This is a genomic window from Arthrobacter sp. StoSoilB20 (genome assembly GCF_019977295.1).
Classification (GTDB): Bacteria; Actinomycetota; Actinomycetes; order Actinomycetales; family Micrococcaceae; genus Arthrobacter; species Arthrobacter nicotinovorans_A.
The window spans coordinates 3,928,941-3,950,371 of sequence record NZ_AP024651.1; the positions used below are offsets into that span (position 1 = coordinate 3,928,941).

At 64.3% G+C, this 21,431-nt stretch carries 16 protein-coding genes; 7 read left to right on the plus strand and 9 right to left on the minus strand.

The genetic code is table 11. From position 1 onward, the window contains the following. Nucleotides 1–25: 25 nt before the first annotated feature. On the plus strand, nucleotides 26–2,221 hold the full coding sequence (locus LDN85_RS17795; RefSeq protein WP_223943706.1) for a transglycosylase domain-containing protein: 2,196 nt from the start codon (nucleotides 26–28) through the stop codon (nucleotides 2,219–2,221). Nucleotides 2,222–2,311: 90 nt separating this feature from the next. Here the strand turns inward: LDN85_RS17795 and LDN85_RS17800 are convergent, their stop codons facing one another. The 5 genes from LDN85_RS17800 to LDN85_RS17820 form a co-directional block, all read right to left on the minus strand. Next, complete coding sequence (locus LDN85_RS17800) at nucleotides 2,312–4,075, minus strand: FAD-dependent oxidoreductase (RefSeq protein ID WP_223943707.1); 1,764 nt, start codon at nucleotides 4,073–4,075, stop codon at nucleotides 2,312–2,314. Next, a complete protein-coding gene (locus tag LDN85_RS17805; protein WP_223943708.1) occupies nucleotides 4,072–7,293 on the minus strand; it encodes an FAD-dependent oxidoreductase in 3,222 nt (1,073 codons plus the stop codon). Before LDN85_RS17805 ends, LDN85_RS17800 begins: the two co-directional genes overlap by 4 nt. A gap of 2 nt (nucleotides 7,294–7,295) precedes the next feature. Beyond that, nucleotides 7,296–8,456: a Gfo/Idh/MocA family oxidoreductase gene (locus LDN85_RS17810; RefSeq protein WP_223943709.1), complete on the minus strand. Its 1,161-nt coding sequence runs from the start codon at nucleotides 8,454–8,456 to the stop codon at nucleotides 7,296–7,298. Nucleotides 8,457–8,590: 134 nt separating this feature from the next. Next, nucleotides 8,591–10,003: an MFS transporter gene (locus LDN85_RS17815; RefSeq protein ID WP_081733373.1), complete on the minus strand. Its 1,413-nt coding sequence runs from the start codon at nucleotides 10,001–10,003 to the stop codon at nucleotides 8,591–8,593. Between the two features lie 242 nt (nucleotides 10,004–10,245). Next, nucleotides 10,246–11,052, minus strand: a complete 807-nt coding sequence (locus LDN85_RS17820; RefSeq protein ID WP_026541947.1) for an IclR family transcriptional regulator — start codon at nucleotides 11,050–11,052, stop codon at nucleotides 10,246–10,248. A 91-nt stretch (nucleotides 11,053–11,143) separates the two neighbouring features. Here LDN85_RS17820 and LDN85_RS17825 point away from each other — a divergent pair, with 91 nt between their 5' ends. From LDN85_RS17825 to LDN85_RS17840, 4 genes are all read left to right on the plus strand, one after another. Then, the gene (locus LDN85_RS17825; RefSeq protein WP_026541948.1) at nucleotides 11,144–12,040 is read left to right on the plus strand and encodes a LysR family transcriptional regulator; all 897 of its coding nucleotides are present in this window, start codon (nucleotides 11,144–11,146) and stop codon (nucleotides 12,038–12,040) included. A gap of 111 nt (nucleotides 12,041–12,151) precedes the next feature. Further along, entirely contained in the window at nucleotides 12,152–12,472 is a 321-nt protein-coding gene (locus LDN85_RS17830; protein WP_026541949.1) for a YciI family protein, read from the plus strand. A gap of 8 nt (nucleotides 12,473–12,480) precedes the next feature. Next, nucleotides 12,481–13,653 carry an alcohol dehydrogenase catalytic domain-containing protein gene (locus tag LDN85_RS17835; protein ID WP_051421609.1) on the plus strand — a complete coding sequence of 391 codons (1,173 nt, stop codon included), beginning with the start codon at nucleotides 12,481–12,483 and terminating at the stop codon, nucleotides 13,651–13,653. Next, nucleotides 13,650–15,278: an FAD-dependent oxidoreductase gene (locus LDN85_RS17840; protein WP_035761063.1), complete on the plus strand. Its 1,629-nt coding sequence runs from the start codon at nucleotides 13,650–13,652 to the stop codon at nucleotides 15,276–15,278. The genes LDN85_RS17835 and LDN85_RS17840 overlap by 4 nt, the downstream gene beginning before the upstream one ends. A 97-nt stretch (nucleotides 15,279–15,375) precedes the next feature. Here the strand turns inward: LDN85_RS17840 and LDN85_RS17845 are convergent, their stop codons facing one another. The 3 genes from LDN85_RS17845 to LDN85_RS17855 form a co-directional block, all read right to left on the minus strand. Further along, nucleotides 15,376–16,143, minus strand: coding sequence for a phosphatase PAP2 family protein (locus LDN85_RS17845; protein ID WP_051421610.1), 768 nt, complete (start codon nucleotides 16,141–16,143; stop codon nucleotides 15,376–15,378). Nucleotides 16,144–16,236: 93 nt separating this feature from the next. Then, complete coding sequence (locus LDN85_RS17850; RefSeq protein WP_026541952.1) at nucleotides 16,237–16,881, minus strand: dihydrofolate reductase family protein; 645 nt, start codon at nucleotides 16,879–16,881, stop codon at nucleotides 16,237–16,239. 70 nt (nucleotides 16,882–16,951) lie between these two features. Beyond that, nucleotides 16,952–17,683 (minus strand): glutamine amidotransferase, encoded by a 732-nt coding sequence (locus tag LDN85_RS17855; protein ID WP_026541953.1) that lies wholly within the window; start codon nucleotides 17,681–17,683, stop codon nucleotides 16,952–16,954. 159 nt (nucleotides 17,684–17,842) lie between these two features. On the opposite strand from LDN85_RS17855, the gene LDN85_RS17860 reads away from it, so the two are divergent. Both LDN85_RS17860 and LDN85_RS17865 read left to right on the plus strand, forming a co-directional pair. Next, nucleotides 17,843–19,069 carry an MFS transporter gene (locus LDN85_RS17860; protein ID WP_035761082.1) on the plus strand — a complete coding sequence of 409 codons (1,227 nt, stop codon included), beginning with the start codon at nucleotides 17,843–17,845 and terminating at the stop codon, nucleotides 19,067–19,069. 174 nt (nucleotides 19,070–19,243) lie between these two features. Continuing rightward, nucleotides 19,244–20,566, plus strand: coding sequence for an ammonium transporter (locus tag LDN85_RS17865; protein WP_175493431.1), 1,323 nt, complete (start codon nucleotides 19,244–19,246; stop codon nucleotides 20,564–20,566). A gap of 80 nt (nucleotides 20,567–20,646) precedes the next feature. Here the strand turns inward: LDN85_RS17865 and LDN85_RS17870 are convergent, their stop codons facing one another. Then, nucleotides 20,647–21,243, minus strand: a complete 597-nt coding sequence (locus tag LDN85_RS17870) for a DUF1992 domain-containing protein (RefSeq protein ID WP_026541956.1) — start codon at nucleotides 21,241–21,243, stop codon at nucleotides 20,647–20,649. Nucleotides 21,244–21,431: the final 188 nt, after the last annotated feature.

Consider the following 21,431-nt stretch of genomic DNA (forward strand, 5'->3'; position numbering starts at 1 on the left):
GACATCCCGACGGATTGGCACGAAAATGGCGAACAACCAGAGTCCGAAATCAGGTCTCGGCAAGGTCCTCCTGAGGGTCTTCGGATACTTCTTCGTGAGCATTCTCTGCGGGGTGTTGATCTCCGGATTGGTAGTCCCTGTGGTGGCATTCACCAGCACTACCGTGGGTGGATCGATCGGGTTCTACAAAGACCTGCCCAGCGAACTGAACGTCGATTCCCCCTCCCTTTCCAGCACGCTGGTCTCGGCCGATGGCCAACACATTGCCACGTTCTACGCCGAGAACCGCGTGAAGGTCCCTTTGGACCAGATGTCGCCGTTCATTCGCGAGGCGATCGTGGCCATTGAAGACAACCGCTTTTACGAGCACGCCGGTGTGGACGCCCAGGGCATCATCCGTGCACTGACCTCCAACCTGACCAAAGGCACCCGGCAAGGTGCTTCCACCTTGACCCAGCAATATGTCACCAACGTGCTCAACGAGTCCCGGCTTTCCGAAGGGCGACCTGAAGATGTGGTGCTCAGCGGCCAGAAAACCATGGGGGACAAACTCCGCGAGATCAAGCTTGCCCTCGAACTGGAAAAGCGGTTCAGCAAGGACCAGATCCTTGAGGGCTACCTGAATATTGTGTTCTTCAACCGGGACGCCTACGGCATTGAAGCCGCCTCACGCTATTTCTTCAGCACGTCCGCGAAGGATCTGACCCTGCCGCAGGCCGCGCTGCTCGCCGGGTTGGTCAACGGCCCCAGCATCTACGACCCCACGGTGGATCCCGATGCCGCGTTGAAGCGCCGCAACCTTGTCCTGGACCGGATGCTGGAACAGGGCAAGATCACGGCAGTGGACCATGGCGTGGCAGTGGCAACGCCCATAGAATTGAACGTCACCCCTTCGCGCCAAGGCTGCGCGGGTGCCGCGATCGCCACCTACTTCTGTGACTACGTTTCCCATCTGATCCTCAACGACGAGACCTATGGTTCCACTGTCAACGAGCGCGAGCGCCTGCTTTACCGGGGTGGCCTGACCATCACCACCACCCTGGACAGCAGGCTCCAGGCCGCTGCCCAAGCCCAGGTGGACGCCTCGGCCGGGGACAATCCGGACAAATGGGGTGCGGCCATGACCACCGTGCAGCCCGGCACCGGGAAGATCCTGGCCATGGCCCAGAACACGGTGTTTGTACCCCAAGAAGGCAAGTACGATACCCAGCTGAACTTCAACGTGGACGCCAAGGACGCGAACGGATACGACCTCAACGGCGCGGGAGGATTCCAACCGGGATCCACCATGAAGCCGTTCATCTACGCCGAATGGCTCAACGAAGGCAAGAACCCCACGGCCATTGTTGACGCCTCGCGAAGGGTTTATCCGGTGGGTTTCCCCTGGCGCTCCAGCTGCGGCAAGGTGATGGGAGGTTACAGCAGCGCCCAGAAAGCACAGAACCTGGGCGCCGACGACGACCTGCAAAACAACGACGCAGGCTATTACCGGCCCATGCCCATCAACTACGGCCTTTACAACTCCATTAACACTGCAACCTTCGCCACCGCAGCCCAGTTGGACTTCTGCGGCATCCAAAAAATGGTGGACACAGTGGGTCTTCACAGCGGTCTCGACAACGCTCCGGTGAACATGCACCAGATTGGAAACCTGCTGGGCTCCATCGGCGTGGCACCGGTGGTCCTTGCCAGCGCGTACGCCACCTTCGCCAATGACGGCACCTACTGCGCACCCATCGCGATCACCGGGATCAGCGACTCCCAAGGCCGCCAGTTCGAAGCCCAAAAACCCGAGTGCAGGGAGGCCGTGAAACCGGCTGTGGCCCGCGGTGTCAACGCGGTCCTCCAGGACGTCCTGAAAATGGGCTCCGGCGTCTACATCAATCCCAAGGTCCAAAGCCAAGTACCCGTGGCCGCCAAGACCGGCACGTCCAACAACAACGGCGCCACCTGGGTTGCCGGTTACACCACCACCCTTGCTACGGCGTCGTTCTTTGGGGACACGACGGCGGGACAGCAGCGCGCCGGACAAAACGTCACCATTGACGGCAAGTTCTACAAGTCCTTGGACGGCTACATGATCGCCGGTCCGCAATGGGCCAACTACATGATGGAAGCCACCGCACTCTATCCGAGCGGTCCTTTCGCGGCGCCCGCTCCCCCACCGGCACCGGCGCCTGTCACTACTGTTCCGGCCGTCCCGCGCCTGACAGGAGGGTAGGAAGTACGTAGCAATCACCCCGCGTTGTGAGGCCTGCTCTGCACGCAATCCCCGTGCCAAACCCTGCACAGCAGGCCTCACAACGTCTCGCTACAGCGTGACCTGCACGGCCGCGCGCGTGCCGCCGTCCTCGTAGTTGTCCACGCCCGCGAGGTGACGGCCTGCAATGTATCCGAACGTCAGCGCCGGGCCAAGGTTGATGCCGCCGGCTGGATAGTGGCCACCCATGACATTGGCTTGGTCGTTGCCGGTGACGTAGAGACCGGGGATGGGGTCGCCGTCGCTGGTGAGCGCGCGCGAGGTTCCGTCCGTGTCGATCCCGGCGAACGTGCCGAAACTCCCGGGAACCACCCGCACCGCATAGAACGGGCCCTTCTCCAGGGTGCCCAGTGACGGGTTGGGCTGGTTGCCGGGATCACCGCCGTAGCGGTTGAAGGCCGTCCCGCCGCGCCCGAAGTCAGGGTCGACGCCGTCGCGCGCGTTGGCATTGAACCTCGCCACCGTGCGGCGCAACTCTGCGGGGTCGATCCCGCATTTCGTGGCAAGCTCCTCCAACGTCCGGCCTTTGATGAGGTACCCGGATCGCAGGTAGGGGAACAGCGGGACGGGCAACGGTTTGGCCATTCCCAGCGGGAACCTGCGCACGAACCGGCTGTCCGCTATCTGCCACGATTCAACGGTGGCACCTTCGGGCGTCGCTGCCAGGAGCGCCTCCACGTAGTCGTAGTAGCCATTGGCCTCGTTCACGAACCGTTTTCCGTCAGCACGGACCCCGATGCTGCCCGGCTTGGCACGGTCCATGATGTGCGGGAACACTCCCGTCCGGCCGTTGCGGTACGGCACCAGCGACACCGGACACCACGCGGCGGGCGACTTCACGTCTGTCCTGAAACGGGCCCCCACGGAGGTGGCCAGCCTGATGCCGTCGCCCGTGGTTTCATGCGGCGACAAGGTCCAGTGCTCCCGGCCGGTAGGGGTCTTGGGGAAGAGTTCCCTGCGGCGCTGGACATCGTTGGGGAAGCCGCCGGTTGCCAGCACGACGCCGCGTCCAGCCTTGATGTGAAGCTCACCTTCGGGAGAACGCACGACGGCGCCGGTCACCTTGCCGTTGTCGTCGCTGAGCAATGCTGTAGCAGGAGTGGAAACGCGGATATCGACACCCAGGTCATCAGCTGACTTCATGAGCCTGCCGGTAAGGGCCGTGCCATTGACCAGCTGCATGTTGCGGCGGTGGACCAGCACATCCAGGAGGTGGAAAGCGAAGCGCCACCCCGCGTGGAAGATCCCGCCGGGGTTGCCCTTCGATGCCGAGAGGAACTTGCTGAGGTCCGGACCGGCCATGATTCCCATGCCCAGGAAGGACGTCTCGTACAGCTGGTGACGCATCTTGGCACGCAGGGCTGGTTTGATGGCCCGGGCATTGAGGGGTTTGGGACCCACGGAGCGATGGCCCGTGCCCGCGCCGGGAAGTTTGCCGTAAATGTCGTTGATCCTGCTGCCGGGGACGAACTGCAGGGACGTCTTGTCCTGGAAGAATCCCACCATGTGTGGTGACGCTTCCAGGAAGGCTTCCACGTTCTCTTCCCGGTAATCTCCGCCGAGGACTGCCCGGAGGTAGGTCCTGAAGGTTTCCTTCTCTTCGGTGACGCCTTCGGCTTGTGCCAGCGGATTACCGGGAGCCCAAGCCCATCCGCCGGACCATGACGTGGCACCGCCGCAAACATCGGATTTTTCCACGACGATGACTTTCAGTCCGTGATAGGCCGCTGTCACAGCCGCAGCGAGGCCGCCTGCCCCGGAGCCAATGACGAGGACATCGCAGTCCTGGGTGGGGAGGGAGGGGGTGCTGTTCATGAGGTACTCCAGGTAAATGCGGGGGTATTGAGGACAGAGTCTGCTGCCGCCTTCAGCTGTTTGGCCCAGGCGAGTTCGCCCATGGCGGCCACCCGGCTTCCAGAGGGGGTCTCGACGCTGACGGGGACCACTGGGGGGAAGGAGGCGAGCATGGCCGTGAGATCGAATGCGCCTTCCCCCGGTACACCCCGCTCCAAGCGGGACTCCAGGATCAGCCCTTCCTTGCCCGGCGGCGGGGTGGTCGGTCCATCGCAGAGCTGGATCATGGGAACCAGGTCTGCAGCGTCTTCGAGTTCTGCCCATGTGCCGCCGAAGCGGTTGAAATGGAGCGCGTCCACCACGATTTTGCAGTCGGCAAAGTCGGCGAGCTCCACGGCTTGCGGGATTGACCGGACCTTCTGGTAGGAAATGGGCTCCAGCGTGGGAACGATCCCATACGCGGTGCCGTCCTGCGTCATCTGCGCGAGGTGGTCCCCAAATCGGTCCAAATCAGGATCCGCGCAGGCAACAGTCAGCGTGGATGCGCCCAGAGCCTGGCCTGCCTCCATCATCCGCAACCAGGCCGCGCGTTGGTCAACGCCGTTCTGCAGGCCCGTTCCGTCCAGGAGCAGGAATTCGATGTCTTCCACAGTGATCCCGGTGTCAGCCATCCGCGCCAGGGTTTCCCTCAGCATGGGCGAGCCCGGCTGAAGGTTGTAGGACCGTTCCGTGGCGGTCACCGGGCGGACGCGGGCTCCGATGAAGTCGAACCCGGCCTGGCCGGCGATGGTCACCAAGTCCGGGGGCGCGGTTCCCACCAGGGACAACTGGGCGAGCCCGAGCCTGCGTATCGGTGTGCCAAGGGGTGGAAGGGCAATGGGGGCAGAGTCACCGGCTGGGTGGGACTCTGCGGCACCGGGATCGCCGCTACGCTGCGAGATCGCCGAAAAGCTCCGGCGAACCGGCACGTTTCCAGCGACCTCGGTACCATCGCTGCCAGGACCGGCAGCCAAAGCAGCAGCAATCCGTTGCGCAGCGTCGTATCCGCTCTTGACTGCGTTGGACACGATGGCCGGAGACGGATCGACGACGGTCCCGGCCATGGCTACAGGGATGGAGGCCACGCCGTCCCCGGATTTCCATGCCTCTACAGTGGCAGATCCTTCCACGGGAAGTACGGATCGTGAGACCAGCAACTCACCCGGGGCTTCGACCCACTGGTCCTCAACACCTGCGCGGCTGATGCGGACGCGGTTGCCGTCAAACTCCTCGATGGTGCTGGACAGGAAGATCCGCACCCGCGGGTTGGCTTCCAATCGCGGCACTGCCAGAATCTTGGCCCGGCGGCCTGACTCCGGGGCCAACGACTCCTGGGGTCCGATGATCGTCACCGCGGTTCCCCGGGAAGCCAGGGTGTCGGCCACGCTCATCGCCACAGCATCGGCACCCCAGATGGTCACTGCCTCCGGAGCCGAGCCAGCCGAAGCGGCCGGACCATTCGAAATGGCAGCAGCGGCCGGACCAGCCGAATCGGCAGAGCCACCCAAACCGGCCGTACCCTCCGAATCGGCCGAGCCACCCGAATCGGCCGCACCCCCCGAAGCGGCCGAGCCAGCCGCAGCGGCCGGACCACCCGGAGCCACCGGACCACCCGAAAAGGCCGAGCCACCCAACGCGGTCGCACCCCCCGCAGCGGCAGCACCGCCGTCGAGCACTTCCGGATGAGCCGCCAGCCATTCCCGGATATCCAGGACGCGAGGCGAATCACTGCCGGCAAACCCGGCTGCCGGCAAACGACCCCCGGTGGCGATAACAACTGCGTCGGCTCCAAAGTCACGGGCCAGCGCACCGGCGTCGGAGGTGTCAACGCGGGAACCCAAGCGGACGTCCACGCCCAGGCGCTCGTTTTCCAACGTTGACCAGTCGGCAAAGCGGTGGAAGTCCGGCGTGGACCTCATGCGTTCAGCCAGGGCAAACTGCCCGCCGGTCCGCGACCCCTGGTCCACCAGCGTCACACGGGCACCGGCTTGGGCGAGTTCGCGGGCGGCGGTGAGCCCGGCAGGACCGGCACCGACCACCAGCACTGTGGAATCCGGACGGACGGCCGGGGTGGGAACCGGTACCCGGGACCGGCCGACAGCAGGATTGACGGTGCAGGTGACTTGCCCGAGTCCGAGGTTGTCGATGCAGACGTTGCACGCGATACATGGCCGGTAGCGTTCGCCCCGCAGGACACCGCCAACAAAAGCAGGATCGGCATGGATGGCACGGGCCAGGCTGACGAAATCGCAGGTGCCCTCCGAAAGGACTTCTTCAATGATTTCCGGACTGTTGAGCCGGCCGGCCATCCCCAGCGGCATGCCGAACCGTCGGTAGGCCTTGGCGTAATCGGCAAGGATGCCGGGCTTCCATTCCCCCGACTGGACGATCCATTCGCCAGCGTCGTAACTGCCCGCGGAAAGGTCCAGGAAGTCGAGCTTGTCGAGGTTGGCTTTGGCGATGATGTCAACTTGCTGCTCGGCGCTGATGCCGTCGGCGGGGCCTTCCACCACGGAGACGCGCATGCCCAGGATCGTATCCGGCACGGCCTCTCGAACAGCATCAATGACCAAATTCATGAAGAACTCCGGGGCAGCAAACTCGTCCGTCCGATGGTTGGAAATCGGCGACATGAACTGGTGGATCAGGTACCCGTGGGCGCCATGGACGTTGATGACGTCGAACCCGGCGGCAACCGCACGGCGGGCCGCAGCAGCATACGCGTCAACGAGTTCGTAGCACTGGGCAGCGGTGAGTTCCAGCGGAACCTCTCCACCCGCCGTCGCGCACGGAACCGGCGACGGCGCGAGGTTCTGGAACCCGGACACTGCGGACTGCGCGGTGCGGCCGCCATGGTTAAGTTCGACGGCGGCCAGGGTACCTTGGGCGTGCAGGGCGTCGGTGAGGCGGCGCAGGCCCGGGACCATGTCATCGGTGTGCAGTCCAAGTTGGTGCGTCCGGCCCTTGCCGTCCGCCCGGACATAGGTGGCTTCGGTGGTGACCATGCCCAGGCCCGCCTTGGCGCGGGTTACAAGGTAGTCGATGTACTGCTCGGTGATGTAACCATCCGCGGTTCCGTAATTGCGTTCCATGGGAGCCGAAGCCAGCCGGTTGCGGAGGGTCCTTGGGGTGCGGCCGTTGCGGCCGAGGGTCAGGGGCGACGCTGCTGATGGTGATGCTGCTGTTGGTGACGTTTCCATGGTCAGCCCGCCACCTTCACGGGACTTCCCAGCCGGCTGATCGCTGGCCGGGCGGAGGGAATGGCTGCGTGGGCGGGGTGGGCCGGCGCAAAGCGGACCGGCTTGCCCGTGCGTGAGGACTCGTAAACAGCAAGCAGGATCCGCAGCGACTTCAGCGCATCCTGGCCGGTAATGGCCGGCTCGGTGCCGCTCTCCAGGGCCTGGACAAAGTCCTGCACCTGCAGTTTGTGGAACGGGATGAGCTGGCCGTTGATGATGGACAGGTCCACGTTGGGCTCCACGCCTTCGGGATGTACAGGCTCGACGACGATCCTCCCATCCGCCGCCCACAGGTCCAGGCGGCCATCGCTGCCTTCCGGGAATTCCGTGAGCGATGCCGAGGCGCCTGTTTCACCGGTGATGCGGAGCTGGATCCCGAGGTTGGGCGATACTGCTGTGGATGCCTGAAGGGTTGCCATGGCCCCGGAAGTAAAGGTGATCACCGCCGTCGCGGAATCCTCCACCTCTATATAGTCGCCGTGGCGGTAGGTGTTGACCTTCCCGTAGACCTCGGCGACATCCCCGAGGTACCACTGGAGGAGGTCGATCTGGTGGACGGCCTGGGACATCAGGACCCCGCCACCATCGCTCTCCCAGGTGCCACGCCAGGCGTCGCGGTTGTAGTAGTCGGGTGCGCGGTGGAGCATCACTGAACACTGGGCCATGATCGCTTTGCCAAGAGTGCCGTCGTCGATCGCTGCCCGGATTTTCTGCGACGCCGGCCAGAAACGGCGCTGGAACAGGACCCCCAACTGGACCCCGGCTTCATTGCAGGCAGCCACCATGCGTTCGGCCGAGTCCAGCCTGGTGGCAATGGGTTTTTCGCAGAGGACGTTCACGCCTGCGGCCGCAGCCTGGAGCACCACTTCTTCGTGGGTGGGGTGTGGCGTGCAGACGGAGACGATGTCCAGGTTTAGTGCCAGGAGTTCGTCCACGCTGGTGACTGCGTGCGGGACTCCCCAGCTCGCTGCCGTAGCCGAGGCCCGGTCCGGATCCACATCGCAGACGCCCACAATTCGGACGTTGTCCAAGGCGCTGAAGGCTTCCAGGTGGTTGCGGGAAATGGCGCCGCAACCCGCGATTCCTACGCGGAAGATGCGGGGTGCCGGTGCTGGCGAAATCATGGGGTGATCCAACTTTCGGGACATATGAGTCGGTTGCTTGGGCGAGTCGGTTGCTTGGATGTATTGGTAAGGGACGGTGCCGGGCGGCTGGGAGCCGCCGCCCGGCGTCGTGCGTTCTGTTCTGCCTGGAGTGCCTACTTGATCCGCGGTTTGCCGAGGTCCTCCAGCGGAACGTTGTAGGTTTCGCGGGCCGTCATGATGGCGATGGCCGAAGCCACCAGGCACAGGATGGTGAAGCCCGCTACGGGCCACCAACCGTTCGGTCCGGGCTGGGCCAGGAGGGTTGCGATGGCCGGTGCGAAGCCGGCCAGGATCAGGCCGATCTGGCTGCCGATCGCCATGCCGGAGTAGCGGACCGCTGCCGGGAACATCTCCGGGAAGAAGACAGTCCACACCCCGTTCCAGCAGGAGTAGAAGACGGTCATGTTGAGGAAACCGAACAGGAAGATCAGGGCAATGTTCTGCTCGCTGATGGCCCAGAAGTAGCCGATGGTGGTCAGTGCGCAACCGAGCGCTCCTACCAGGAGGACCTTCTTGCGGCCGATGCGGTCCGAGATCATGGCCGAGATCGGGATGGTCACCATGGACAGGCCGATGGTTACGGCGTTCACGGTGAGCATGAGGGTGCGGTCGATGCCCACGGCGGGACCGGTGGCGTAGGCCAAGGCATACACGGTGAAGGTGGTCTGCATGACGGAGAACAACATCACCACGCCGACGCGCAGGACATCGCGCCACTGGGTTTTCATGACTGCGACGGCGGGAATGGCCTTAGGCTTGTCCTGCTCCACGATTTCCTCGAACACCGGTGGTTCATCCAGCCGGGTCCGTATCCAGTAAGCGACGGCGAGGACAACTACCGAAAGCCAGAACGGTACGCGCCAACCCCAGCTCAGGAGCTGGTCTTCGGGCAGCGCTGCCAGCGGGATGAAGACGATGGTGGACAACACCATTCCCGAGGCGTACCCGGTCATCACAAAGCTGGTGAAGAAGGCGCGGCGGCCTTCGGGTGAGTGCTCCATGGTGAGGGTGGAGGCGCCTGCGGCTTCAGCACCGGCAGAGAAGCCCTGGGCCAGCCGGCCCAGCAGCAACAACGCAGTTGCCCAATAGCCCAGCTGTCCATAGGTGGGCAGGAATCCGATGCCGATCGAGGCAGCACCCATGATCACGAGAGTGACCATCAGCGCCTGCTTCCGGCCGATCTTGTCGCCATAGTGGCTCATCACCAACCCGCCCAATGGCCGGGCAAGATAGCCGACGCCGAACGTCGCCATGGCTCCGAGCAATGCCACCACGGGGTCCCCGCCGGGGAAGAAGATCTTGGGGAAGATCAGGGCTGCGGCGGTGCCGTAGATGAAGAAGTCGTAATACTCCAGGGTGGATCCAAGGAAGGAGGCGAGCGCCGCCTTCTTGGGCATTTTGACGTGGTCATCCGGGCCTGTTCCGGCTGGCTGTGTGCCATCCGGGCCTGTTCCGGCTGGCTGTGTGCCAAGCGGCGAGGCCGCGTTGTTGACGTCCGAGGGCGTGTGCTGCTGCACGTGTCCCATACTGTCTCCTCATTGAGTGCCGCGGGAGTGGCACCGCCATGGTGCCTTGCCCGGCAAAGAATTGGACGAGGCCTCGTCGCCGGCTGCTGCTTTGTTGTGCAGCCCGCCCGGTGGCCGTTGATAACGACTCCCGCAGCTGTGCTCCAGATCACAGGCGATTGTTCCTCTGGAATCGACTGTAGGACCCAGGTCACACGGCGCGGCGCAACTTCCCGTTGAACGGGACAGGTCCCGTGCGCGGGCTACTCAGCTCCTGGGTGTGACAACCACGGACGGGAACCGTAGGGGCGCCGTTCAGCACCCATGGTCCGGGACAGACCGCGGCCTGCGGCCACCAGGACCGGAAGGATCAGTCCGGCATCCTCGTCAACGGAAGGCACGACGGCGGAAATGGCACCTATGACGGTTTGGCCCTGGCCGAAGACCGGCACGGAATAGGCCGTGTTCTCCTCGATCAGGACACCGACCAACCGGGCATAGCCGCGCTCACGGATCAGGGCCAGGTGGCTCCTGATCTTTACCGGGTCGATCTCCGTGGCCTGCGTTGTCTTCTCCAGCTTTCCTGCAAGGAAACGATCCTGCACCCAGCCTGGCATGTGCGCCATCATGGCCATTCCGGAGGACGTGGTGTGGATATCCAGCCGGCCTGCCACCTGTGCCAGGTTCATGACGGTCCCATGCCGGTCCAGCCGCTCGAGATAGAGCACGCTGTTGGTCTCCACGTCCGGAATGGAGAGGGCAACGTGCTCCTGCACAGCGGCGTGGACACCTTCCAGGAACGGCAAACCACGGCGCCGGAATTCTTCCAGGGGGTTGCTGCGGGAGGCCAACTCCCACATCTTCATTCCCACGCCGAACTCGCCTTCGGCATTGCGCTCCAGGAGTCCGTTGGCAGCCAGGTCCATGGCCAGGCGGTGGACGGTGCTGCGGGACATACCGGTGATCCGGACCATGTCCTTCAAGGGAAGCCAAGGACGGCCCTTTGAAAACGCGTCCATGATCTTCACGACGCGTTCGATCACGGACTCCCCCGACGCCGAGTTGGCCATGATGCCTCCGTAGTGCTTTTCCGGTCGGCTGCATCGCGGACCTCGAAACCCAATATAGCCTTGCACTGGAGCGCAAAATCCGGGAGGCAACGTGGAACTGCGGCAAATTGAGGCCTTCCTGGCAGTAGCTGAGGAGCTGCACTTTGGCAGGGCGGCAGAGCGGCTTCGCATGGCACAGTCACCGTTGAGCCAGACCATCAAGAAGCTGGAAAAGGGTCTGGGCGCACCGCTGTTTGAACGCAACACCCGGTCCGTCACCCTGACCACGGCAGGCCACTCGCTGTTGCCGCATGCCCGCAGGATTCTTGAGGAAGTGGATTTGGCGCGGAGGGCCGTCAGCGCCGGGACCGGGACCATCTACGGAAAACTCGCCATCGGCTTCTCCGGTGCGTTGAACCATGCCACGCTGCCCCCACTGATGCGGGCCCTGCGGCAGCATTACCCGCAACTCGACGTCACGCTGCATGGAGGCCTGCTCACCCAGGAAGCCCTTCAGCAGCTGGGCAACGGCTCCTTGGATCTGGCCTTCATCGGCCTTCCCATCGACGCCCCCGCGCTGGCCACCCGTCGCATCGCCACAGAGCGGCTGGGGGTCACCCTGCCCGCGGACCATCCCCTGGCTGGACAGGCCTCCGTGCACATGGCGCAGCTGGCCGGTGATCCGTTCATCACCATGCCCGCCGCCCAAGGCTCCACCCTGCGCGAAGTCACTTTTGCCGCGTGTGCCATCGCTGGCTTCCGCCCCCGGATCAGCCAGGAAGTCTCCGATCCCTACACTGCGTTGTCACTGGTGGCCGGTGGCGTTGGCATCAGCGTCATGCCCGCCTCCATCGAGGGGATTATGCCCACCGGCATCGTATTCCTGCCTTTGGAAGGCGACGACGTGCTGTTGTTTTCCGGGCTCGCCTGGAACCCGGGAGCGACGACGCCCGCGGTCCGGGCTGCGCTCGCTGTGGCCGAGGACGTGCTCCCCACTCCGAAGGACTAGGGACTATGTAGTTTCTACACATAGTTTTAGACCAACTAAGTATTGGACAAGGCCTAATGAGTTGCCCAGCATTGAGGGAAACCACCACCACTCAATGAAGAGGACAACCCGATGCCCACGTTTGCCGTTACATACTCCTACTCCGACGCTACGTCCGCCCGCCGGGATGCCGTCCGCCCTGCCCATGTGGAATTCCTCAAGGCCCAGTTCGACGGCGGCCGCCTCCTCAAGAGCGGCCCTTTCGGCCCGGAGGAATCACCTGGGGCGCTGCTGATCCTTGCCGGCGAAACCAAAGCGGACGTCGAAGCCCTCATGGACCAGGACCCGTTCCACCAGTCCGGCCTCATCGAGGAACGGACAGTTCAGCAGTGGAACATATTCTTCGGTGCGGATGCCCCTGAGCCTGCAACCGCATCTGCCGCGCAGAACTGAGCCCAGCCGTGTTGTCCGCGATCACTGTCGCCAAAGAGACCATCTCCTTTCAGGACTCCCCTGATCCCACCGTTGAACCGGGCCACGCCCTGGTCCGGGTCCACAACGTCACGCTGTGCGGCACCGACCTCCATATCTGGGAGGACGACTACCCCACGGAACTCCCGTTGATCCAAGGCCACGAATTCTCCGGCATAGTCGAAGCCCTTGGTCCGGAGGTCCCCGATCATGGTGTCACCGCACTTGGCGTCCCCGGCACCTCGGGACGAGCCGCAGCCGGCGCCGCTTCCACAGCCGGCGCCGCGGGAGTCACCGGCAGAGCCACCGGCAGAGCCACCGCCACCGGGCCCGCTTTCAGCATCGGAGACCGCGTAGCAGTCAACCCCATCATCTACTGCGGTGAGTGCCGCCCTTGCCGCACAGGCCGGTACAACGTCTGCCAGAACGTGGGCTGCCTGGGCTGCTATTCAAATGGGGCATTTACCGAACTCATCAGCGTCCCGGTGGAAAAGCTGTGCCCTGTTCCGGACGATCTTCCGCTGGACATCGCCGCCATGGGCGAGCCTGCCTCGATTGCCATGCAGGCCGTCAACCGTGGGCGACCCGAGCCCGGCGAAACCGCGCTGGTGCTGGGAAGCGGACCCATTGGGCTGCTGGCCACCTTGTATCTGACGGAACTGGGCGTCAATGTCATTTGTGCCGACACTGAGCAGCACCGACTGGATCTTGCAGTGGAATTCGGCGCAGCGGACACCCTGCTTGTGACCCCGGGAGCCGACTTCCCGGATGAGCACCAAACGCATCGCCTGGACACTCTGACCGACGGATACGGACCGCAGGTCGTCATTGAAGCCACGGGGGTTCCTTCCTCCTTGGAGAATGCCATCAGGCTGGTCGCCAGCGCGGGCCGGATTGTCCAGGTGGGCATCTCGCCACGTCTGGCCAACGTCTCCATGAAGGACATTCCTTACAAGGAACTGGATCTCCTGGGCAGCCGGATGAGCTTGAACCTCATTCCGGAGGGGCTCGCCCTGCTGGCCCGGCACCCCGGACAGGCCCGCACGCTCATGACCCACCGTTTCGCTTTCTCCGATCTTGAGAAGGCGTATCGGCTGATGCAAGGCCGGACCGAAAAGATCGGCAAGGTGTTAATCCAGATGCCGGCGGGAGGCACCGCATGAGCACCGCAATCATCACCGCACCCCAACAGCTCAACGGACGCTACGACGTCGTGGTCATGGGCAGCGGCGCCGCCGGTCTGGTTGCCGCCGTCCGTGCAGCCGATGCCGGGCTCAGCGTCCTGGTGGTGGAGAAGGCCCCGCTTTTGGGCGGCACCACCGCTGCTGGTGGCGGCGTGATGTGGGCGCCGGACAACCACCTCGCCAAGGCTGCCGGGTACCAGGACAGCCAGGCCGACGGCGTCGCTTACCTGACCGAGGCGGCAGGCCATGTGATGACGGCCGGGGAAATCCAGTGGTATGTGGCCACTGCGCCGCGGGCTGTGGCGTTCCTCAACCGCAAGACCAAAGTCTCCATGGTTCCCATTGCCCGCCCGGATTACCACATGGAGTGGAAAGGGGCTGCCAATGGTGGCAGGGGCCTGGACAACAACGCGTTCGACCCCCGGGACTACCCCGGGCTTTCGGAGTTGGTCCGGCCGTCGTCGTACTTTCCGCTGCTCACCATGACCGAACGGGATCAGCTCAACGGCCGCGCCGCTGATCCCGCGCTGCTGGAACACCGGGCCTCTGCGGGAATCCGGACCATGGGTGGCGCGCTGGTGGGGAGCCTGGCGGCGAGCGCCCTGGATCGGGGCGTGCAGATCGCGGTGTCCAGTCCTGTGGAGGACTTGTCGCGGACGGGTGACCGGTGGGAGGTGGGCCTCGGCGGAACCTCCGCGGGCGCGCGGGTGTCAGCGACCGCCGTCGTGCTTGCCTCTGGTGGCTTCGAATGGAATCCTCGGCTTCGCAGCGCGTTCCTGCCGTATCCGGTGACCCCTATCAGTGCCCCGTCCAATGAGGGCGACGGCTTGGTGCTCGGCCTCAAGGCCGGCGCCGCTGTGGAGGACATGTCCGCGGTGTGGGGAGTTCCGGTCATTTCGACGCCGGCCCATCAGTACGACGGGCAGCGGTCAGGCCGCATGGGAAACGTGGAGATGACCCTTCCGGGCTCCATCACGGTAAACAGCGACGGCAAGCGATTCGTCAATGAGGCCCTCAATTACCACGATGCCGGCAGGGTCTTTGCGTCCATCAACCCGCACACCGGACGGCAGCAGAACAATCCGGCCTGGCTGGTATTTGATGCTGACTATCTTGGCAAGTATCCGGTGGCGGGCTCAGTGCCGGGCGAACCCGCAGAGTGGATGGCGTCCGCACCCACCCTGGAACTCCTGGCAGGGGAACTGGGCATCGATCCGGCCGGCCTCCATGCCACGGTTGCCCGGTTCAATACAGACGCAGCACTTGGCGTGGACACCGAATTCGGGCGCGGTGCATCGCCACAGGACCGGTTCCTGGGTGACGCCGGGAACATGCCCAACCCGTGCCTGGCCCCCTTGCTGGCTGCGCCGTTTTATGCCGTTCCCATTCGGGCCGGCGTGCTGGGGACATCGGGCGGGTTGGCCACGGACTTCAGTGGCCGGGTCCTGGACCACCGGCAATCACCGATCCCGGGGCTCTACGCCGCGGGGAACGTCTCAGCTGGCGTCTTCCGCAACAACTACCCCGGCGGCGGCGCAACCCTTGGCTCTGCGATTACCCGCGCCTTCGCCGTGGGGGAAGATCTCGCGGCCCGGCTGGCGTAGCGCTCGGTGTAAGTGTGGGCGCAGCGTGGGGCCCCCCTTGGGGTGGGACGCCGCTGGACGTGGGCGCCGCTGGACGAGGGCGCCGCTGGGGGTGGGGTCAGGGGTCCTCGGTTGAGGGTTTGGTGGCCGGAGCCCGCGCCACCCGGGTGGTGCGCCATGTGTCCAGCGCAATGACTGCACCAAGGACCACCAGTGAAAGGGATATGGATGCCAGGGTGTCCGTTAGCCAGTGGTAGCCGAGGTACAGCCGGCTCACTGCCTGGGTGAGGATCCCCGCCACGGCCACGCTGAATCCGGCAACTACGGCCCCTGGCCCGTGCCGGCCGCGGGACAGGACGAGGAACGCGCCCACTAAGAGGAAGTCCGAGGCCCCCAGCACATGACCGGAGGGAAACGAGTACGTGGTGTCCCCGCCCAGCAGCATCTGTTCCAGCGGTGGCCGGGGCCGGTCAACCAGACGCGAAATGACCTGGGCAAGGATCACGCCGGTCAGCATCGCGCCGGCCAACAACAAAGGCCGCCAGGCGTGACGGGCCCGGAACATCCAGACCACTGTGGAGGCCACCACAATGATGGGCATGGCAACGGGGCCGAAAACAGTGGCAAGGACGGCCATGGTGACGGTCATCGCGGGGGACCGCTGGTTGTCGAACCACGAATTGACCGGACCATCGACGCCGGCCACGAACGTCTTCTGCTGGACCCCGGTGAGGAGGAGCAAGAAAAACCCGGCACCGACCATCGCCAGCACCAAAGCGGCAACATACAGCCGCTTCCGTGTGGGCTCGGTGATCTCCCGTTCCTGAACGGTGAGCTTTCGGTCCAGGAGCCTGAGTATCCCTGCACTGTGACGACTACCGCTCATTGACCCTCCGCGAGTGCGCGCGATACCAAATCCTGGACATCCGAAGCCCGCGTGTTCAACATACTCCCTTCCCGTTCCACCAGGGAGGTGGTTTTAGCGTGTCAGGGTGACGTGGATGGTGCCGCTTTCGGCCACTTCGGATGTCACTTTGTGGGTCAGCTCGAATGCGCGCAGGTCATCCCACAGCCGGTTGCCGCGACCCAGGAAAATAGGAGCGATCGTCAGGTGGATCTCATCAACCAAGCCGGCACGCAGGAAGTCCCGGGCCGTCCCGTAACCACCGCCAACGCGGACATCCAGGTCACCGGCAGCCTCCTGGGCCTCCGCGAGCACCTCCTCGATTGCGGTGTTGCGGAAGTGGAAGGTGGTTCCTCCCGACATCGGGATCGACGGACGCGGTGCTGTGTGGGTGAGGACGTAGACCGGGGTTCCGAACGGCGGATTGTCACCCCACCAGCCCTTCCAGTCCGGGTCATCGGCAAACGCGTGAAGTCCGAACATCCCTGCGCCCATGATCTCGGAACCGACGCCCTCAAAGAAGGAGACTGCGTGGCGATCATCCAGTCCTGTGGTTCCAGCGCCGCTGGTATCGCCGAACACCTTCTGCCGGAAGGTCCGGGTGGCGGCATAGGACTCAGTGAGGCGCCCCCAGTCAGCACCCATGGGCTGGTCCGGAGTGGGATCGGCAGGGGTGTATCCGTCCAGCGAGGTGAACAGGTCCATGCGAACGCGGGTCATGTCGTCATTCCTTCGGTTCGGTGAAGCGGGGGTGTATGGTGTGGCGCCGGCGCCGGCGACACCACCGGATTCAGCGCGCGTAGAGCTCCGTGAAGTTCCTGAGCACCCGCATGGGCTCAGTCACCCCGGAGTTCCGGGCGACGGCAATAAGTTCGTCAGCCTCGTGGGGTGGGAAGTATCCGGCGTTCTTGTAGATGTTGATGCGGGTGATGAGGCCGTCGGCATCCAGTTCAGGGTGGAACTGCGTGGCGTAAAGGTTGTTCTTGATGCGGAACATGTGAACAGGACAGGCAGCCGAGCTTGCCAACAGCACTGCGTGTCCGGGGAGTTCGCTGCACGCTTCCTTGTGGCCCACAAAAGCATCGAAGGTTTGGGGAACGCCTCGAAGCATGGGGTCACGCGCACCCTCAGCGGTGAGCTGGATTTCCGTTGGCCCCACAGGTTCGCCAAAGCGCCGGTCAATGGTGGCTCCTTGATGAACGCCCAACGTTCCAACTCCATAGCAAGCGCCCAGGAACGGGAAATCCTGGGCCACAATCCTGTCCAACAGCTCCGAGAGTTCCGCCTCCACCCGGACTTGGGCTGTGCTCTTTTCCTCCACAGGATCACTGGAGGTGTACGGGCTGCCACCAACGATTACTCCGGAAAAGTCGGCGAGATCAAGGGGCGGCAACGGCTCGGATTCCAAGCGCACGCGGACAAGTTCTTCCGGTTCCAGGCCGCAGTAGCGCAGGTACGCCTGGTACTCGTCATCGGCTGCGGCGTCTTCGGCGCGGGTGGCCAGCAAGAGGAAGGGCTTCACACGCCCAGTCTGCGCGAGGAATGCCTGCCTGACAAAGTGTGTTGCTGGTTGGAGGGGGTTTCTGACAGAGACTCCCTCGCATCGCCGGCGCTGCATAACGTTGTAGGAACCCCATGAAATAACCATCCCCCGAGGAGCCATCTCTTGACGCAGGACCCCGTGATCGTCGGAACGCCATCAGCCAAGGCGTCGACTGCTGGAACGCAGCAACCGAAGAAGATCCCCTGGGGTGGGCTTCTGGTCCTCGCCGCGGCCGGGTTCACCGCGGTGACCACTGAACTCCTGCCCTCCGGCCTGCTCCCCCAAATCAGCCGTGACCTGGGTGTGGACGAGTCGGCCGTGGGTTCCTTGACCGCGGTTTATGCGGCCATCATCGTCTTCACGGCACTCCCGTTGTCCCGGTTCCTGGCAGGCAGGTTGCCGCGGAAGACCCTCCTCATTGCCACGGTGCTGGCATTTGCGCTGAGCAATGTCCTCCTCGCCCTGAGCCCCTCCCTGGGATGGGCCATTGGCGCCAGGCTCCTTGGCGGCATCGCCCATGGCATGTTGTGGTCCAGCATGGCCCCGTATGTGGCCCGGATCGTCCCCGCACACTCCGTGGGTAAATCCATGGCCGTGGTCTTCAGCGGCAACAGCATCGCGCTGGCCGTCGGTGCTCCCATTGGAACCCTGATGGGTTCCCTCATGAGCTGGCGGACCTCCTTCCTGGTCCTGGCCGGGGTGGGTGTACTGCTGGCATTGTTGGCCTTGTGGCTGCTCCCCGGCGCCCATGACCAGGCCAGCCAGAAGACCCCGTCCCTCCGGGCGGCCATGAAACTCCCCGGCGTGGTTGCGATCGCCGTTGCCTGGCCGCTCCTGCTGCTGGCGCACTTCACCCTCTTCACCTATGTTGCTCCGTTCCTCCTGGCCTCGGGGCTTCCCGAATCGGCTACCAGCCTGTCCCTTTCCGTGGTGGGAATTGCCAGTTTGGTGGGTATCTGGATTGCCGGCATGACAGCGGACTCCCGGCCGCGCACCTCGGTGATTGCCGCCGTCGGACTCTTGGTTGTTGCGTTCGCCCTGCTGCCGGCGCTGGGCGGCACGTGGGTGGGTGCGTTTGGACTCATGACGCTCTGGGGCATCGCGTTCGGCGCGGTGGGCATCTACAACCAGGCCGCGATTCTCCGCGCCGGCGGCGAGCACAAGGATGCTGCCAACGGCCTCACCGTGGTGACCATCCAGCTGGGTATCGCCGTGGGCGCCGTCTACGGAGCATTCGCCCTGACCACTGTGGGCGCACAGCTGGTGCCCCTGGCTGCCGCAGTGCCAACCGCGATTGCCCTGGTGATCATCGTTGCGAGTCGTCGCGGCGGCTACCCTGCCGGGGGTCGGGAGAAGCGCCGTTAACATTCTCGAAACACGCCAGTGACGTGATCTTCACGAACGGACGATTTCTGTAACTTACCTGCAACTTATCTCTTCTGAGTCGGAAACATAGCTCACCGAATATTGATCGGGGGGTTGATGTGGGCCGGAAACAACGGTCCCGTTTCGGACAGGCTCAATGAGAAGGGAACGCAGGTGGAAATCTCTGCGCAACACGTCTGGATGATGTTGTCGGCGGCAATGGTGCTGTTCATGACCCCAGGCCTCGGCCTGTTCTACGGTGGCATGACCCGCGCCAAGGCTGCACTGAACATGATCATGATGAGCTTCATCTCGGCTGGCATCGTTGGCGTGGTGTGGGTCCTGTGGGGCTACTCGATGACCACCGGCGACGGCTTCCTCGGCTTGTTCGGCAACCCTTTCGCGCACTTCGGCCTGCAGGACCTGATCGGCTCGCCGGACCTCATCAAGGCAGGTTTCGCTGCCACCTTCGCTATCATCACCGTGGCCCTCATCAGCGGCGCAATTGCCGACCGCGCCAAGTTCAGCGCCTGGGCCTTGTTCGTCCCGATCTGGGTCACCGTTGTCTACTGCCCGCTGGCTTACATGATCTGGGGCGGTGGCCTCATGAGCGCAGACGGCGCCCTTACCCGGATTTTCGGCCAGGTCATCGACTTTGCCGGTGGCGCAGTGGTTGAGGTCAGTTCCGGAACCGCCGCTTTTGTCCTCGCATTGATCGTGGGAAAGCGTCACGGATTCGCCAAAGACCCCAACCACCGCCCGCACAACGTCCCGTTCATCATGATCGGCGCAGCCATCCTCTGGTTCGGCTGGTTCGGTTTCAACGGCGGTGCCGCCACCACAGCGGAGCAGGCCGGCCTCATCTGGATCAACACCCTGGTCACACCTGCTGCGGCAATGCTGAGCTGGCTTGTTGTGGAAAAGGTCCGCCACGGTCACCCCACATCCTTGGGTGCAGCGTCCGGTGTAGTGGCCGGCCTGGTGGCGATCACCCCGTCCTGCGCCAACATCAGCCCGCTCGCTGCCCTGGCACTGGGCCTCGTAGCCGGTGCCGCGTGTGCTGTATTCGTCGACCTGAAGTACAAGTTCGGCTTCGACGACTCCCTTGACGTGGTGGGCGTCCACTTCGGCGCCGGCGTCATCGGCACCCTCTCCCTGGGCTTCCTCGCCCTGCCGGTGGACGGCGTCGGCGGCGGGCTCCTCTACGGCGGCGGTCCGCAGCAGCTCATCGCACAGACCGTGGCGGTCCTGGTCACCATCGCCCTCTCCGGTATCGGAACGCTGGTCATCGGCCGGATGATTCACAAGGCCATTGGATTCCGGGTTCCCCTTGAGCACGAAGTCACCGGCGTGGACCTCACCCAGCACGCCGAGTCCGCCTACGAGTTCGGCCTCACCGCCCACGGCCACTTCCGCCAGCAGCAGGCGCACCTCTCGGCCCTCATCGGAGGGAAGCCCGTTCCAGCTCCGGGGGCCAAGGAAGACAGCTTCGCCTGACGGCACGCTCAACAAACAGCAGCCGACGGCGGAACGTGAGTCCCGCCGTCGGCTACTGTTTTGTGCGCCGCCTGGTTGGGTTAGCCGGAGCCGTTCCAGAGGCGCTGCCACCACGTCCGTTTGCCCTGGGGCTCCGGCTCAGGCTCCGGCGGGGCTGCAGCTGCCCTGCGCTCCCGCCACTTTTGAACCTCGGCGTCCACGTCGCGGAGCTTGGTGATCACTGGCGGGCCGCCCTGGAGTTGCCGCCGGGCTTCGATGACGCGTTTGTTGAAGTCCTCGAGGATGTCGCGGACCTGCTTGTCCGTGTATTGCTGATCCAGTTTGGCCTCGAGTTCGCCGTCCTCGATGCGGAGCAGGATGGCGGGTGGTCCGATCCCGCTCAGGCGCTCGCGCTGGATGAGGCCTTTGACCCACCAGTCGGGGTCATAATGCTCCCCTAGTCCGGGGATTGGTTTGCCGGCGTACTTGAGGTTGTCGAACTTGCCCTGGCTCATGGCGTCGCGGATGAGGTACTCAACCCTTGCGGCGTCGTCTACTTTCCGGCGCTTCTCGCGTTCCTCGGCGTCGGCGGCTTCGAGCTCGGCGTCTTCTTCCGCGTTGCCGCCCCAGGACCGCACGGCCCGCAGTTCTGCGCCGCGCTCAAGCTTGCGCCTGAAGGCGTTGTTCCCGGCGTTCATGTTCCCGCCACCTCCTCACACGGCAGCCCCTCGCCTGCCGGACGTCCTCATTCCAGTATTCCGCACGTCGGCTTGGTTTAAGGAGGTACCCCCACCACCCACTTTGAAACCGCCTCGGCCCCCGCCACGCCGTAAATGCGGCGAGGCGGGGGCCTTCGGAGGCCAATGCAGGTGGTGGAGGCACCACC

Coding starts and splice junctions, on each gene's coding strand:
- LDN85_RS17795 (WP_223943706.1), top strand. CDS start 26: ATGGCGAACAACCAGAGTCCGAAATCAGGTCTCGGCAAGGTCCTCCTG.
- LDN85_RS17800 (WP_223943707.1), bottom strand. CDS start 4,075: ATGAACAGCACCCCCTCCCTCCCCACCCAGGACTGCGATGTCCTCGTC.
- LDN85_RS17805 (WP_223943708.1), bottom strand. CDS start 7,293: ATGGAAACGTCACCAACAGCAGCATCACCATCAGCAGCGTCGCCCCTG.
- LDN85_RS17810 (WP_223943709.1), bottom strand. CDS start 8,456: ATGATTTCGCCAGCACCGGCACCCCGCATCTTCCGCGTAGGAATCGCG.
- LDN85_RS17815 (WP_081733373.1), bottom strand. CDS start 10,003: ATGGGACACGTGCAGCAGCACACGCCCTCGGACGTCAACAACGCGGCC.
- LDN85_RS17820 (WP_026541947.1), bottom strand. CDS start 11,052: ATGGCCAACTCGGCGTCGGGGGAGTCCGTGATCGAACGCGTCGTGAAG.
- LDN85_RS17830 (WP_026541949.1), top strand. CDS start 12,152: ATGCCCACGTTTGCCGTTACATACTCCTACTCCGACGCTACGTCCGCC.
- LDN85_RS17840 (WP_035761063.1), top strand. CDS start 13,650: ATGAGCACCGCAATCATCACCGCACCCCAACAGCTCAACGGACGCTAC.
- LDN85_RS17845 (WP_051421610.1), bottom strand. CDS start 16,143: ATGAGCGGTAGTCGTCACAGTGCAGGGATACTCAGGCTCCTGGACCGA.
- LDN85_RS17850 (WP_026541952.1), bottom strand. CDS start 16,881: ATGACCCGCGTTCGCATGGACCTGTTCACCTCGCTGGACGGATACACC.
- LDN85_RS17870 (WP_026541956.1), bottom strand. CDS start 21,243: ATGAACGCCGGGAACAACGCCTTCAGGCGCAAGCTTGAGCGCGGCGCA.